At 66.5% G+C, this 14,612-nt stretch carries 14 protein-coding genes and 1 pseudogene; 8 read left to right on the top strand and 7 right to left on the bottom strand.

What is annotated here, in order from left to right:
• Positions 1-660: IS110 family transposase (locus tag B118_RS0122885; protein WP_420329469.1), on the bottom strand; the 660-nt coding region annotated here is incomplete at its 3' end.
• Here B118_RS0122885 and B118_RS34070 point away from each other — a divergent pair.
• The 5 genes and pseudogenes from B118_RS34070 to B118_RS31095 all read left to right on the top strand — a co-directional run.
• Positions 592-1,257 (top strand): SMI1/KNR4 family protein, encoded by a 666-nt coding sequence (locus B118_RS34070; RefSeq protein WP_475247304.1) that lies wholly within the window; start codon positions 592-594, stop codon positions 1,255-1,257. The genes B118_RS0122885 and B118_RS34070 overlap by 69 nt on opposite strands.
• Positions 1,258-1,899: 642 nt before the next feature.
• Positions 1,900-3,078, top strand: coding sequence for a helix-turn-helix domain-containing protein (locus B118_RS0122895; protein ID WP_028193509.1), 1,179 nt, complete (start codon positions 1,900-1,902; stop codon positions 3,076-3,078).
• Positions 3,079-3,406: 328 nt separating this feature from the next.
• Entirely contained in the window at positions 3,407-3,691 is a 285-nt protein-coding gene (locus B118_RS33960; RefSeq protein ID WP_420329470.1) for a NucA/NucB deoxyribonuclease domain-containing protein, read from the top strand.
• Between the two features lie 298 nt (positions 3,692-3,989).
• On the top strand, positions 3,990-4,244 hold the full coding sequence (locus B118_RS31985; protein ID WP_155256592.1) for a hypothetical protein: 255 nt from the start codon (positions 3,990-3,992) through the stop codon (positions 4,242-4,244).
• 179 nt (positions 4,245-4,423) lie between these two features.
• Positions 4,424-4,867, top strand: a pseudogene (locus B118_RS31095) (transposase); the annotation flags it as partial.
• Positions 4,868-5,144: 277 nt separating this feature from the next.
• Here the strand turns inward: B118_RS31095 and B118_RS0122915 are convergent.
• The 5 genes from B118_RS0122915 to B118_RS0122935 all read right to left on the bottom strand — a co-directional run bounded on the left by B118_RS0122915 (position 5,145) and on the right by B118_RS0122935 (position 10,245).
• The gene (locus B118_RS0122915) at positions 5,145-5,351 is read right to left on the bottom strand and encodes a (4Fe-4S)-binding protein (RefSeq protein ID WP_028193511.1); all 207 of its coding nucleotides are present in this window, start codon (positions 5,349-5,351) and stop codon (positions 5,145-5,147) included.
• 11 nt (positions 5,352-5,362) lie between these two features.
• Positions 5,363-6,637, bottom strand: a complete 1,275-nt coding sequence (locus B118_RS0122920) for a cytochrome P450 (protein WP_028193512.1) — start codon at positions 6,635-6,637, stop codon at positions 5,363-5,365.
• A gap of 139 nt (positions 6,638-6,776) precedes the next feature.
• Positions 6,777-8,999, bottom strand: a complete 2,223-nt coding sequence (locus B118_RS0122925) for an FtsX-like permease family protein (protein WP_028193513.1) — start codon at positions 8,997-8,999, stop codon at positions 6,777-6,779.
• Positions 8,996-9,724: an ABC transporter ATP-binding protein gene (locus B118_RS0122930; protein ID WP_026270589.1), complete on the bottom strand. Its 729-nt coding sequence runs from the start codon at positions 9,722-9,724 to the stop codon at positions 8,996-8,998. The genes B118_RS0122925 and B118_RS0122930 overlap by 4 nt, the downstream gene beginning before the upstream one ends.
• Positions 9,721-10,245, bottom strand: coding sequence for a PadR family transcriptional regulator (locus tag B118_RS0122935; RefSeq protein ID WP_028193514.1), 525 nt, complete (start codon positions 10,243-10,245; stop codon positions 9,721-9,723). The genes B118_RS0122930 and B118_RS0122935 overlap by 4 nt, the downstream gene beginning before the upstream one ends.
• 786 nt (positions 10,246-11,031) lie before the next feature.
• On the opposite strand from B118_RS0122935, the gene B118_RS28985 reads away from it, so the two are divergent.
• The 3 genes from B118_RS28985 to B118_RS0122950 all read left to right on the top strand — a co-directional run bounded on the left by B118_RS28985 (position 11,032) and on the right by B118_RS0122950 (position 13,910).
• Positions 11,032-12,222 carry a DUF1214 domain-containing protein gene (locus tag B118_RS28985; protein ID WP_080678147.1) on the top strand — a complete coding sequence of 397 codons (1,191 nt, stop codon included), beginning with the start codon at positions 11,032-11,034 and terminating at the stop codon, positions 12,220-12,222.
• Positions 12,223-12,468: 246 nt separating this feature from the next.
• A complete protein-coding gene (locus B118_RS0122945) occupies positions 12,469-13,197 on the top strand; it encodes a Clp protease N-terminal domain-containing protein (RefSeq protein WP_018220691.1) in 729 nt (242 codons plus the stop codon).
• Between the two features lie 23 nt (positions 13,198-13,220).
• A complete protein-coding gene (locus B118_RS0122950; protein WP_028193515.1) occupies positions 13,221-13,910 on the top strand; it encodes a carbon-nitrogen hydrolase family protein in 690 nt (229 codons plus the stop codon).
• 30 nt (positions 13,911-13,940) lie between these two features.
• Here the strand turns inward: B118_RS0122950 and B118_RS0122955 are convergent, their stop codons facing one another.
• A complete protein-coding gene (locus B118_RS0122955) occupies positions 13,941-14,180 on the bottom strand; it encodes a DUF6289 family protein (protein ID WP_018220689.1) in 240 nt (79 codons plus the stop codon).
• Positions 14,181-14,612 lie beyond the last annotated feature (432 nt).

The raw sequence follows: 14,612 nt of genomic DNA on the forward strand, positions 1-14,612 counted from the left end.
GACGAGCCGTTGACCCATGCGGGGCGCGTGGGCGACGGCGATGGACAGCAGTTTGCGGCGGCCGGCCTTGCGTAGACCGGCCGGTCCACCGCAGCGCGACAGCAGCTCCAACACGGCCTTGTGGTGCACTTTCGGGCCGAGGACCCGTTCCAGCGCAGGGTGAATCTGTGTCAGCAGACCCCGGATCCGGTTGGACACCCGGGTGGCCTCGCCAGCGAGGTCGTCGTCGAAGCCGACCAGGACTTCCAACTCGGCGAGGGCCTCGTCGCCGGTGTCGACCCGCCGCAGGGTGTGGGGCAGAGTGCGGGCCGCGTCAGCGATGACGTAGGCGTCGCGGGCGTCGGTCTTCGCGCTACCGGGGTGCAGGTCAGCGATGCGTCGCATGGCCAGGCCGGGCAGGTAGGCCACCTGTTGACCGCACGCCCGGGCCACCGCGACTGGCAGGGCGCCGATCGAGGCGGGCTGGTCAACCACGACCAGCACCCGACCGTGGCGGGCCAGCTTGTCAAACAGCTGCCGCAGCCGGGCCTCGGTGTTCGGCAACGCCGCGTCATGCAGCCGTCTGCCGTCCGGGGCCAGCCCGACCGCGTGATGATTACCCTTACCGACGTCCAAGCCCAGGTAGACGCCGTATCCGTCGTGCACCGCACCCGCCTCCACGTATCGGATCGTGGCCTCGGCCGCAGTCAGGGCGTCGGACTGCCGGCAGTCACGTTACGAAGAGACCTACCCCAACACGGGTGGCCGTGTCCCTATCAGCGGTCCACCGACGCCACCCGACCCGGCGACAACACCCCCCGGATCATCCAAACGACAGGGGCAGAAAGTCATACCGGGCCGGGCAACCGAGGGTCCCCAGCTGGGGACGATCAACAAGGTAACGGGTGGCGGCAGAATCATGACCTCGGAAGGCTGCGGCACCTCTTTGGCGAGGACCCGGATTCTCCGGGTTTCTACAGCCTTCGGGGTATGGCCGAGCAGACCGACGGCCTGCTTGCCTTGGAGGAGGACTTGTTGTCGTGGTATCTGGGGGATCCAGACTCGTCAGTGCGCCCGGGGGACCTGCGTGCCGACAGCTTTGTGCTTATAGGCGATCTTGGCCCGGAGCGACCGTTCGCGCTCGACTACCGGAACAGTCATGAGGATCCTGAGATTGTCTATATGACCGAATCCGGGGCATGGCGGGTTGTGGCGTCAGGAGTTGCGGAGTTCCTGCAAGCGTTGGGTATTCGGGTTTCGGATGATGGAGATCATTGAGTAGCATGACGAAAGAGATCTCGGTTCATCGTCCATAAAGTATGCGCTACGGGAGACGCGCTCCTCAGAGCTCACTAAGGCGCTGCAGGCGGGCGTGCCGCCCTGTCGCTGGGGAGGATTGTGATCCCAGAATTAGGAGCTTGCCGGCGTGCGGCGTAACGCCAAAGGTGCTCTGAAAGAGTCAGGCTACGTTTCTGGTAGGACGCGTTCTGGCCCTTCGAGCCTAATTTCCGACAATCGTGTACGGTGGCCTAAGTCTGTCGACGGCATCGTCGGTTCTCGTTGCATTTCTCGGCGGGGCCTCCCGTTCTCTCTGGGATGGAAGGGTGTCGTCAGACGTAGCAGACGCTCCGTGTTGCCGAGTTGGCGGAGGGTGTCGAAGGTTGCCGCCGTCGACTTGGGTTGCCGTCACGGTTGCCGTCAAGCACGTCGAATGCATGTGGATGCATGGATGTGATGATGTGGTCGGCCTTGACTGGCTGGCTGTTCGGCGGCGCGCTGCGTAGCAGTGTGGCGTCGATCCCCGGACCCCGCCAGCTCTGGGTGGTTGGTGAAGGGATCGTTATGGCCTCGACCGTTAGATTGGCCTGCAATATTGCTCGGCGGTCCGGTGTTGCCGACGAGCGCGCGGGGCCGGAACGGCTGGAAGCAGGCGCGGGTTTTCCCCCGTCTACAGACACCCCCGCCGACCTCGGCGCCCATCTGCGAGCCGCCCGCGAGGCCGCCGGACACAGCCTCGCCGGTATGGCCGCGCTCACCCACTTCAGCAAGCCTTACCTCAGCCTTGTCGAGACGGGCCGCCGTCAGGCCACTCCCGATATCGTTGAACGCTACGAACATGCCCTCGGTGTACCGATCGGCACCCCAGCCGACCCGGTCCGCCGCACCCACGAATGGCTCCTGGATAGCCCACCCGCCACCGGCTGCCTACGCGCGGGCCGCCGCATCGGCGCAAGCCTGATCGGAACGTTGGAAGCCCGGGTGATCGAACTCCGCCACCTGGACGACACGGTCGGCAGCCGCACCCTGCTTCCCGTCATCCGCGCCGAACTCGACCAAGCCGAACACCTCGCCCACACCGCCTCCTACACCGACGCCTCCGGTAGACGGCTGTACACCGTGATCGGTGAACTGGCCCAACTCGCCGGCTGGGTCGCCAGCGACGCCGGCCACTACTCCGACGCCCAACGCCTCTACCTATCCGGCATCACCGCCGCCGACACAGCCGGCGACCGGGCGCTGGGCGCGCAACTGCTGTCCAGCCTCGCCTACCAGATCACCAACATCGGCAAACGCGACGACGCCCTGCTCATCGCCCGGTCCGCCGTCACCGGCACCCCGCACGCCACCCCGCTCGTGCGGGCGCTGCTGCTGGAACGCCTCGCCTGGGCCGCCGCCCGCCTCCGCGACACTGACACCACCCGCCGCGCCCTCGACGCCGTCAACGACGCCTACGACCAACACTGCGACGGCAACGCCGAACCCGAATGGGTCTACTGGCTCAACCAGACCGAGATCGACGTCATGGCCGCCCGCTGCCTCATCGAACTCGGCATCCCAGCCGCCGCCGAGCCCCTGCTTACCCGAGCACTCGCCGGCTACAACCACGACCACGCCCGCGAAGTCGCCCTCTACCACACCTGGCTCGCCGAAGGCCACGCCAGAGCCGGCAACCTCGACGCCGCCCGCGCCGTCCTACGCCGCATCGACACCACCGCCATCGACGCCGGCTCCACCCGCCTACACCGCCGCATCACCGCCGTCAACCGCCGCGCACAGAAGAAGAAGCCCGTCAACACCACCAGACGACCGACCGAGTAGACACCCCAGCCCGTCGCCCCGCGCAGCCCGACGTGCCCCCACGTTGCTGTCACGACTGCTGTCAAAACCGCCCACAAACGATGAACCGCCAACGAGCGGTTGAGCGAAAGCCCAGCTCACCACCAAGATCGACCCCGTGACATCTCCGCAGCCGCCGTAGCAACGCCACACGTACTATGTGCTGGCGGGGGCCGCACCGGTCCTCGTACACAACACAAGCTGTCCCCGGGTTTTCGCAGTTGATTCCGTAGGTGAAGCGACTGCTCTTCCTGTGCATGAGATCGATTCGGCTATGTATCCTGGAGTAGCTGCTAATTTCCAGAAGGCGATGGCGGCTGGCAAGAGCGCGATAGTCACGAGACTGACAGGTCGGGCCAATATTAGGGCGAACAGGAATGCCGCGCAGGCTGGTAGACCGAGGCCCCGGTCAATTGCCAGTAACGGCTCCTGGGAGGAGTATCCTTTTGCGTCGACGCAGGAGGGTGGAGCTGGGGCTATATTGAGCCTCATTCCTGGAAGGCAGAACTCCGCGCATGGGCGAGACTCGCTATGGCCATTCCTCAGAGATAACGGGATCGGTAATGGCGACCAGTATAATGTGCGGGTGCGGTAAGTGAGGGGATCGTTCGGATGTTGTTGAGATCTTTGGAGCTCCTGGTGGCGCAGCTTGCCGAACTGGGGCGCCCGATCGTTCCAGCGCTTTCACCAGGAATTTCAGCGGCACGGGTTGAGTCGGCACTTGGCGGCTCGGTCCCCGACGACGTGGTCGCGTGGTTTGGCTGGTGCAACGGTGTTGAGTACCTAGATGGACAGACCCAGGATGACGCGAACCTTATTCCTGGATACGCCCCCTGTCACTCTCTGAGGCTGTTGTCCTCAGAGAGGCGTACCCTCGTGACCCTGTTCTCGGTGTGGACTGGATTCCGCTAATTGGTGGCGCTAGTGGCGATTTCTATGCGGCGGTGTGGGCGTCGGGGGATCGGCCGAAGGTTGCCGGGGTTCTATCTGAAGCACCGACGGAAATCGAGTTCAACGATGTTGAGCAAATGATCTCCGTATTCACCGAATGCTACAGGCGTGGCGCGTTCGGAGTCGACAATCGCGGGATGCTGACTATGGATCCCGAACTCTATGAGGTGATCCACTCGGAGGTCATTGGTCAGTAGGGTCGGAGAACGCACGTCTCCGATCCGTTAGCCTCGGCCCATCGTTAAGGGCTGCCCAAGGAGTGGATCGGGAACGAAGAAGTGCCTTCTGGTCAGGCAAAATAGGACTTGCTGAGTCCGATGTTCCCGTCACGGAAGGCACTTGCTGGGTGAAGGCTACCGCAACACGTCCGAAGATCATGGCGACCGGGGGTGGGCGGGGTGTGGTCGTTCATGCCGGTGCCCGGCTGCTTGCTGATCTCGCTGATACGACCGGTCTGACCAGTGCGTCCGCAACACCCTTGCGGGTCTGCGGCAGCGGCAGCGTGGGCATGATCCGGGCCGGATCGCCGTCGATCTTGCCGTGATGCTCGCCGACGGCGGTGAGGCCATCGCTGACCTGGCAGTACTACGAGATCAACAGGTCCCTGTTCGGGCCGGTGGCGTCCGACCCGACCGCATGGCGGCTGTTGGCATAACTCGACGACAAGATACTGGCCGAACTGCGATCCGCCCGCGCTCACGCCCGTGAGATCGCCTGGGCCCAGCACGCCGAGGTTCGCGATGACCTGCCGTAGCCGATGGTGGCCGGCCAGCCGGTGGACGGCCTGGTCCTGGACATCGACGCGACCCTCGTGAACTGCCCCGGCCCACCGGCTGACCCCGCGACCCACGTACCGGCCAGTGATCACGGAGGAACCCGACCCCACGTCGGGCCCTCAGCCCCCCACAAACAGCGCTAAACGCCCAGATCACCACCTCATCGAACGACAGCTATGAAGCGACGCTCGAATGAAGGACTGAGGTTAAGGCGTCCTTCGCGGATCTGGTCGATGCGCAGGCGCAAGGTAGGAGCCTGGTCGACCCCGGCGGGACAGCTCCACCAACGCAGTGGAGATGGGCAGGCAAACAGAGCTTCTGTTAGCTGTCGCCCGGTTCTTCGATCAGGGAGAGCGCGCCTGACGGGCAGAGTTCGACGGCTTCGCGGGCGCGGTGGGCGGCTCCGCCTTCGGGGTGTTTGGTGATGAGCATGACGATGCCGTCGTCGTGCTGGTCGAACACGGTCGGGTCGGTCAGTACGCACTGGCCGGCCCCGATGCAGACGTCGGTGTCCGCCTCGATTCGCATGTGGTCCTCCGTTACCAGGCGACGGGGAGTCTTTCGGCGCCGTAGACGAACGCGTCGGATTTGAACGGGATGTCGTCGAGCGGTGCGGCCAGGCGGAGGGTGGGGATGCGGCGGAACAGGGTGTCGAAGACGATTTGCAGCTCCATGCGGGCCAGGGTTTGGCCGATGCACTGGTGCGGGCCGAAGCCGAAGGCGACGTGGTGGCGCGCGCCGCGTTCGAGGTCGAGCCGGTCTGGGTCGGTGAAGACCGTGGGGTCGTGGTCGGCGGCCAGCCCGGAGATGACGACTCCGTCGCCGGCGTTGATGGTGGTGTCGCCGAGCTGTACATCCTCGGTGGCGACCCGGGCGGTGACCGTGTCGGCGATGGTGAAGTAGCGCAGTAGCTCCTCGACAGCGGGCGGTGTCTTTTCCGGGTCCTCTTTGATCATGGCTAGCTGGTCGGGGTGTTGGAGCAGTCCCACGACGCCGAGAGAGATCATGTTCGCGGTGGTCTCGTGGCCGGCGATGAGCAGGAGGAAGGCCATACTGACCAGGCTCGTGCGATCGAAGGTGCCGGCCGCATGGTGTTTGGCGATCTGCCGGCTGAGTAGGTCGTCGGTGGGGTCGGTGACCTTGCGGTCGATCAGTGCGCCGAGGTAGGTGTTCAGTTCCTTCTGGATGCGGAGCCGGACCTCCGTTGGTGTGGTGTGCCGGATCAGGGGGCCGCTGCGCGCCTGGAAGAAGTCGTGGTCGGCGTAGGGGACGCCGAGTAGCTCGCAGATGACCAGTGACGGCACCGGCAGCGACAGCGCTTCGACCAGATCGGCGGTGCGTTGATCAGAAGACAGCATCTCGTCGATGTGCTGGTCGACGATCTGCTGGATCCGTGGCCGCAGCCCGGCCATCCGCCGGACGGTGAACTCGCCCATCAGGGCTCGCCGCGCCTGGGCGTGCTCGGCGCCATCCATGCCGATCATGGAGGTGGGTTGGTCCTGCAACTGCTTTCTGGTCTCCGGGTCGGTGCTGACGAACGGGAAGTTGTCCCGGCGGCGATCGGAGGAGAATCGCCGGTCGGCCAGGACGGCGCGTCCCAGCTCGTGCCCGGCGATCCACCATGCTTCGCGGCCGGTCGTCAGGCGGACCTTGGCGAGCGGGGAGTGTTCCCTGATCTGTTCGTATTCGGTGGGTGTGCTGAAGGGGCATCCACGTTCGAGGGGAAACTCGGCGTCGGTGACCTCGCCGGAGGCAGGCCCTGACGTGGTAGTCGAGGAGATCCCTGGCGTAGTGGTCGAGGCAGTTTCTGTCATGGTGATCGTCACCTCGCAGAAGTCGATGTTGTCCCGCCCGCTCGGCCTCAGGCTAGCCGGATGGTGGCGCTCCGTCCATGCCCGACCACCAATAGTGATGGAGGTCTGCCTACCGGCCGGTCGGGCCGACAGTGGACAGCTATCCGATCCGGGTCGCTTCGATGGTGGTGCTCGTGCGCGCCGTACGGAAGGTGGCGACCACCGTGGTCGCGGCGAGCGCGAGGCTCGTGGCGAGGATCAGGTAGTAGGACGGCGGCAGCCAGTTGATCGTTCGCTCGCCTTCGGTGAGGCCGGCGACGATGCACCAGGCGGTGAGGATTCCGAGCCCGACGCAGAGTGCGAAGACCGTGGCGAGCGGCAGGGCTGCTTCGGCGACGATGACGCGACGCACCGTCGATACGGGCATTCCCATGAGGCGGAGCAGGCCGAGTACCCGTCTCCGGTCCAGGATGGCGGCGATGCTGGAGACGGCGAGGGAGACCGCGGAGATCAGGGTGGCCACGAGCACGGCCAGGTGGCCGAGGTTGGCGTAGCGGTCGGCCCAGGTTTGCCACCGGGCGCTTTCGTGGTCGGCCCGGGTCATGGGTGGTGATAGCAGGCGCAGTTCGCTGCCGAGGACGGCGGTGCGGGCACGTTCGACCGAGCGCGTCGTACCGTCGGTGGCGACGAGCAGAAGCCCCGGCGTGGGACCCGATGCGGTCGCCGGGCGGGTGACCAGCGAGCCGTCGCCGAAGGCGCTGCTGTCGCTGACCTGGATGTGGCTGGCGCCGTGGGGATTGGACAGGCCGACGCGGGCGGCGTCAGCGGCGGTGAAGACGGCTCCACCCTCGGGGTGGGAGGAGCCGATCGCGGTCGCGGTGACCCCGTCGGTGCGGGCGACCCGGGCTGTCGCGGCGGTCACCGCGGTGATCTCGGACGCCGCGGCGCTGGCACCGTCCGGCGAAGGCGGGTGGAGCCAGGCGACCAGGATGGAGGGCGAGAGATAGTCGGCGTCCTCGGTGGGCGATTCCTCGGCGACAGTGGTGATCCCGGCGGAGAAGACCGATACCAGGAAGACGGCGGCGACCAGGCCGCTGACCGCGCGGAAGGTGGCCCGCGGGTGCTGTTGGATGCGGTTCATCGCGATCACCCAGGCGGTGCGGTGCGCGCGGCGGGCCGCGATCCGAGCGATCCAGTAGGTGAGCACCGGCCCGGCGGCGATCAGCCCGACCACGAGCAGAAGGAAGCCGGCGATAAGGATCTGGTCGGTACGGGGGAGCGGGGTGTGCCGCAGGGCGGCGGTCGTGGCGCCCAGCAGCACCACCACACCGGCGATCAGCGGTACCACGCCGAGGGCGGTGGGGCGGCGCTCGGTGCGCTCGCGGCTGCCACCGAGGGGACCGATTCTGGACCGGCTGGTGCGCCATCCGGCGACGGCGGTGCAGCCGGCCACGACACCCGCGACGACGATGAGCACGGTGCTCGGCGGCACGGTCAGGTCGGCGCGGAAGAACTGGCCGTCTTCCATCTCGACCAGGGCGGCGACCGGGATGAGCAGCCATGCCAGGGCCACCCCGGCCAGGGCGCCCACGAGGCTGGTCACCCCGGTCTCGGTGGCGGCGATGGCGGCGACCCGGCGGGGGGTGGCGCCGATGAGGCGTAGGGCGGCGAAGCGTTCGGCGCGGGTGGCCGCGCCGAGGCGGGTGACGATCCCGACCAGGATCAGGACGGGGAGCAGAACCGCGATGGCGCCGATGATGGTGATGGCGCGGTAGTTGCTGCTGGGATAGGAAACCCCGCGGAACTCCGTGACCGACCAGACCCCTCCGCGGAGGAAGACGGTTCCCGCCACGCCAGCTATCGATGGCCGTAGGTTCTCGGTCGTCGTCCCGGTTACGACAACCAGCGAGTCCGGGCCCGCCAGGCCCGCCTCGTCAATGACGCCGACCGGGGTGCCGTACCGGGAACCGAGGATGTCGGTGGGGTTCGCCTCGATGAGGGCGATCAACGCGGGGGAGGCGTGGTAGGTGCCGGCCGCCGGGGGGCGCCCGACTCCGGGTACGACCACGGTTGAGTCCGGCGTCGCGACGATGTCGACCCGGATGATCTCGTCTCCGTCGAAGTGCTCCAGGTTGGTCGCCGCGAGCACGGACTCGTCGGTTGGCGCGGCGGCGGCCGGGTTCTGGACCTGGGTGGACCACTCTCCGTGGGACAGGGAGGGCCAACTGAGGCGTTCGGAGCGGGAGGTGACTCCGTCGTAGGCGCCAAGGAGCAACAACAGTAGGGCGACCCCGACCGCGATGCCGCCGGCCATGCCGATCAGCCGCCCGTACGCCCCGCGGCCCTCCGCCGTGACGATTCGGGTCAGGGTGAACAGCCTCATCCGTACGCCCCTCCGACCGTGGTCTGGCCATCGCGGACGACGACTTCCCGGTCGGCGTAGGCGGCCGTACGTGGGTCGTGGGTGGTGAGGATGACGGCGGCGTTGGCGTCGCGGGCCGCCTCGGTGAGGGCGAGCATCACCGTCTCGGCGGCGAGTGAGTCCAGCGACCCGGTCGGCTCGTCGGCGAAGAGCAGGGTCGGCTTGGTGGCCAGGGCGCGGGCGACGGCGACCCGCTGCGCCTGCCCGCCGGAGAGTTGTGCCGGCAGCTTTCGGGAGCACTCGCCCAGACCGAGCCGGTCGAGCCAGGCGTCAGCCCGGCGGCGGGCTTCGCGGCGTGTGACGCCGGCGAGCAGGAGGGGAATCGTCACGTTGTCCGCTGCGGTCAGGTCGGGTAGGAGCTGCCCGTACTGAAAGACGAATCCGAATTTTTCCAGGCGGAGCCGCGACCGTCCCGCCTCGTCGAGGTCGGTGAGGCGAATCGTGTCGTAGTCCACGGTGCCCTCGTCCGGGACCAGGACCCCGGCGAGTACGTGGAGGAGGGTTGATTTGCCGGACCCGGAGGGGCCGGTGACGGCGATGATTTCGCCGGCGTGGCAGTCCAGGTCGACGCCGCGTAGGGCTTCGGTCAGCCCGAACGCGAGCCGCAGCCCCCGCGCCGAGAGGAGCGGAGCCGACCCGTCCACGGGGGCGCGCGCCGACATACCGATGGTCTCTACCGTGTTCACTTCTTTACCTCGGCTTGTAGCTGGGTGAGGCGGGCGGCGGTCAGGTCGATCCAGCGCAGGTCCGCCTCGATGTGGAACAGGGCGTGGTCGCAGGCGAGGACGACGGCGAGGCCCGCTCCCCGCTTCTCGTTGGTCAGCTCCCGCATGCGCGCCATGTGCCGGCTTCGTTGCAGGTCCAGCAGTCGGCCGGCGTCGTCGCCGAGGAGCAGCGCGATGATTGTCTTAGCGAAGAGGTCGCTCTGCAGGGTCTCCGACGGCACCTCGGGAGTGAAGATCCACTCCGCGACCCGGGCGCGGCCCGCGGGGGTGATCCCGTAGCGCTTGCGGTCGGGGCCGGCGCCGGCCTCGGCGCCGACCGCGACGATCCAGCCGTTGCGCATCAGCCGGGTCAAGGTCGTGTACACCTGCCCGAACGCCAGTGGCTTCTTCAACCCGAACCAGCGGTCATACCTGTTTTTCAGGTCGTAGCCGTAGCTCGCACCGGTGCCGAGGAAGCCGAGGAGGGTTGTCGTGTTGTCCACGTCCCGGGACTCTATACACGAGACATCTACACGGGCAATCTACTGCCAGATCACTGGTTGGGCGCCGAGTCCCGCCAGCAGGTCCTGGGCTGAGCTGGACCTGCTGGCGAGCTCTCCGGACTACCAGGTGTGGCGTTCTGATGATTCATCATCTGGCTGAGTCGCATGCTCGTGCACGATGGGTGGTGGCTGCGGGAGCCGATGGTGGGGGCGTTGTCGGCTGGGGCCTGGTGTGATCCGACGTAGCTGCATGTCACGTCGCAGGGCGGCGCCGTGCTCGAGTGTGGACCGTGATCGGTTCATCGAGCCGGTGTACGTCGCCTAGCCTAGTAGGCCCCCTCCGGCGCCGGCGCTTCCAACCTCGCGGTCTCCGCCTCTTGGGTGACGCGGAGCGCGATGCGCGCCACCGAGACAACCGGGGCTGCCAGAATATGAGAGATGTTCTGAATCGTCTGGGCTCAGCATCACGGCTCGCCGTGTTCATGTACTCAGATGCTGACCCCGACTATCGGCGAAACGGGGGGATCTATGGTTAAAAGAACGGGCGTGGCGCGTCGTGCACTCCACATTCTCGCTGTCTCTCTATCCGTGTCCGGGGTTTTGCTCAGTGCCACAATGTCGCCCGTTTCGGCGACGTCGGTCTCCGCGAAGAATCCGGTAGTCGATGAGCGGGTGGCGGAAATCTATGACGTCACGCGCCGGTATGTCACAAAGTTCTATCCTCGATGGTTTACCCACGAACAACAGCGCTTCCTGTTGCCCAACATTCTTTTTGGGCCGGACCGGATGTCCACGGTGTGGCATGGCGTGGTGGCGCCCAATGATGACACGTTGTACACGTCTGCGGTCATTGGCGTGCGCCGCGAGCCAGCCGTTCTGGTGATACCGGAAACGACTGCTTCCTACGGTGTCCTCGTATTGGATGTCTACGGGAACATCATCAACACGAACATCTCGACGGATACTGGCGGCACGTACGCCTTCACGGCGCCAGGCTGGAGAGGGGAACTCCCTCCGCACGTCACTAGGGTGCCACTTCCTGTGACGAGTGCAAGCTTGCTCATTCGGACTGACAAGTTCTCCTCGGACGGGGAGAATCAGATCTCGATTGCCGAGGAGTTTCGGCGATCGCTGCGCATGGGCCCGCTGTCGGCATACCTGAGGGGTTCGTTGAGGGAAACCCTGATCGTCCCCGTTTTCCTCTATGGTCGTTCGTTCAAGCGTGACGCGGATACCTTGATCGCGACTAATCCGATTCGTTTTCTGAACGAGCTGCAGCGAGCGGTAAAGAGCATCAGAACTCCACCGCTTACTGGAGAGAACAGAATCTTGTCGGAGAGGTTCGACAGGTTGTTCAACAGGGGCGGGTTCGGAAGGGTGTTCGCGCGGGCGACGCAGGACGCGCACTCTGCGATCATCCGTAACTATCTTACGAACACCGACAGGAATAACTGGATCAACTTCCGTAACATCGGCTTCTGGGGGCGCAACTATCTTGACCGGTCCTCGATAACCCAATTCTGTCAGTACTGCAACGACATCGAGCGTTCGGCGTACTACGACGTGTTTCTTGACAAAAACGGTCGACGGCTTAATGGTGCTTCCGGCGGATATACCATCACTTTCGAAAGGGATCAAATTCCTCAGGCGGAGCAGTTCTGGTCGGTTACCTCATATCTGTCGGGTACGATAAGTCTGGTCCCTAACCCGAAGGACAAGTGGGTTGTGGCCAGTTATACACCGGGTCTCGAGAGAAACAGGGACGGGTCTATTACCATCTATGCGACACCAACCCCTCCGCGCGGGGTGAGCAAGGCCAACTGGCTGCCTATTCCCAGGGGAGACTTCAGTATGATGCTCCGTGTCTACGGTCCGGAGGGACGTGTCGCCGACGGCACCTACGTCCCGCCGCCGGTGAAGAAGATTGACCGGCGGGACACCGGGCGACGGTCGTATTCGAGCGGTGGTGGCTGGTAGCTCCATCCTCTGTGGGCATCCGAGCGGGTCCTGCCGTTTGCCCACCCGAGCCTCGGTTCAGGTGGCTCCGTCAGCCCGGTGGCTGACGGAGCCACTCGGTCGGGGTGCCCTGTCCAGAGCAGGCGGATGAGCGGCTGGTGGGTGGGGTGGGCCGCCGAGCGTGGTGTGGGACGCCCCCAAGGGCTGACTCCACGGGTCGTCAATCACAGGTTGACGGGCGGCCATGCGTCAACCTATGGTTGACGCATGGCTGAACCATTGATGATGACCCACCCGGTACGCCTCGACGAGCTGATCGACTACATCAAGCAGGGGCGCACCGACGCACTGGACCAACTCGCCGACGCGGTCCTGGCCGGCGAACACCTCGGCGAGGTGGCCGACCATCTGATCGGTCACTTCGTTGACCAGGCCCGACGCTCGGGCGCCTCGTGGACCGACATCGGCCGCAGCATGGGCGTCAGCAAACAGGCGGCCCAGAAGCGCTCCGCGGCGAAGGTGGCGACGGCCGCGGCGCTGGAGTCGGATGGCGGCTTCAGCCGGTTCACCACCCGGGCCCGCAACGCCGTCGTCGCCTCCCAGGAGGAGGCGCGGGCCGCCGGAAACGTCGAGATCGGTCCGGCGCACCTGGCGTTGGGTCTGCTGGTCGACCCGGACGCGCTCGCCCCGCAACTGATCAAGGCGCGCGGGGTGTCCCTGGACCGGCTCCGGGAGGCGGTCGCGGCGACCCTGCCGCCGCGCGTCGAGCAGGTCCCGGACCTGATCCCGTACGACGCACGAGGCAAGAAGGTGCTGGAGCTCACCTTCCGGGAGGGGCTTCGCCTCGGCCACAATTACCTCGGTACCGAGCACATCCTGCTCGCCCTGCTTGAGCAGGAGGACGGCGACGGTGTGCTCACCGGCCTCGGCCTGGGGAAGGAAGGGGTGGAGGCCGCGATCCAGGGCGCACTCGCCGCGCTCACCCGCAAGAGCTAGGCGAGGCAAAGGGGGGAGACGTGATGGGGCGGCCGTTGCGCATCGCGGTGGCACAGCCGCGATGCATCGCGTACGACGTGCTGGCCAACGCGGCGGCGCACGCGGCGGCCGTCCGGGCGGCGGACGCGCGGGTGGTGGTGTTTCCCGAGCTGTCGCTGACCGGCTACGAACTGGACGCGCTGCCGGTCGCCCCCACCGATGAACGGCTGACCCCCATCGTCAACGCCTGTGCCGACACCGGGGCGCTCGCACTCGTCGGCGCCCCGGTGCCGGGACCGGGTATCGGCGTGTTGGCGGTGGACGGGGAGGGCGCGCGGGTGGCCTACCGGAAGGTCCACCTGCACGGGCGGGAGGCTCTCCACTTCGTCCCCGGCGAGCCGGCCGTGCTCGACGTGGATGGGTGGCGGCTGGGGCTCGCCGTCTGCCGCGACACCGGCGTCCCGGAGCATGCCGCGCAGACGGCCGCGCTCGGGATCGACGGTTACGTGGCCGGAGTCGTCCACGCCGAGGACGAGGCCGAGCTGCACGGCGAGCGGGCCCGTCGGGTCGCCGCGGACCACGGCATCTGGGTTGCCACGGCGGCTTTCGCCGGTCCGACCGGTGGCGGCTTCGCCCGAACGTCCGGCCGCTCGGGCATCTGGTCCGCTGCCGGGGAACTGGTCGCCGAGGCGAGCTCGGCCCCCGACGATTTGGCCCGCACGGTCTTCTACTGAGCTGAGATCAGCTCCTCCGTCCGCGCGGGGTCAGCGTGGGCAGGGGTACTCCTGGAACGTCTTGAAGCCGCTGCGGGTGCCGACCATCGTGGGCTCGCCCTGGCAGTCCTCGTGGAGGCTGCCCACCACGGTGGTGTGTGACGGGTTGGAGTAGAAGGTCGTGTAGCACTCGTAGCCGAATTTGCAGGCGCGAGCCGCCGCGGGTGCTGCGGGCGAGACGAGGATGGCGGCGGCGAGGAAGGCCAGGACGACGAAGAGGCGTCGGGTCATGGTGGGCACCTCCGGTGACACGGGCTGGTCAATCGAGAGCTGACTGTGCCGTAAGCATTAACCAGTACGACACAAATAACAACTCAGCTTTCGGGTGGGTGTTGTTTCCGGGGCGCCTTCCATGGCGCAGGATTGCCCGGCGCCACCGACATTCCTGCCGGTGGCGCCAGGTCCGGAGCAACCAACGCGGGGTGCGGCCTCGGTAGGCGATGTGTGGGCATTGTCGATTATGTTGCGATAGCGAGTTCTATTGCTCCACGCCAAATTGCTTGGGCGAGGGAGTCGCGGAGCGCCATGGCCAGGTCAACCGCATCTTCCTGGTTGCTGAGTGTGGTGGGCAGGGGAGGACCCGGCGGGTGGCGCGTCGGTGTGGTGGCAGCGCAGCCGGTCCTCGCTCGGGTAGATCATCACTGGGTCGCCTTCGGGCCCGCG

Origin of the sequence: Salinispora pacifica CNR114, assembly GCF_000514775.1 — a bacterium.
GTDB lineage: Bacteria > Actinomycetota > Actinomycetes > Mycobacteriales > Micromonosporaceae > Micromonospora > Micromonospora pacifica.

Excerpts from the sequence above, each read along its gene's own strand:
- B118_RS34070 (WP_475247304.1), top strand. The coding sequence starts at position 592 with ATGATTACCCTTACCGACGTCCAAGCCCAGGTAGACGCCGTATCCGTC.
- B118_RS33960 (WP_420329470.1), top strand. The coding sequence starts at position 3,407 with ATGGCGGCTGGCAAGAGCGCGATAGTCACGAGACTGACAGGTCGGGCC.
- B118_RS0122915 (WP_028193511.1), bottom strand. The coding sequence starts at position 5,351 with ATGCGAATCGAGGCGGACACCGACGTCTGCATCGGGGCCGGCCAGTGC.
- B118_RS0122920 (WP_028193512.1), bottom strand. The coding sequence starts at position 6,637 with ATGACAGAAACTGCCTCGACCACTACGCCAGGGATCTCCTCGACTACC.
- B118_RS0122925 (WP_028193513.1), bottom strand. The coding sequence starts at position 8,999 with ATGAGGCTGTTCACCCTGACCCGAATCGTCACGGCGGAGGGCCGCGGG.
- B118_RS28985 (WP_080678147.1), top strand. The coding sequence starts at position 11,032 with ATGTCCACGGTGTGGCATGGCGTGGTGGCGCCCAATGATGACACGTTG.
- B118_RS0122945 (WP_018220691.1), top strand. The coding sequence starts at position 12,469 with ATGGCTGAACCATTGATGATGACCCACCCGGTACGCCTCGACGAGCTG.
- B118_RS0122950 (WP_028193515.1), top strand. The coding sequence starts at position 13,221 with ATGGGGCGGCCGTTGCGCATCGCGGTGGCACAGCCGCGATGCATCGCG.
- B118_RS0122955 (WP_018220689.1), bottom strand. The coding sequence starts at position 14,180 with ATGACCCGACGCCTCTTCGTCGTCCTGGCCTTCCTCGCCGCCGCCATC.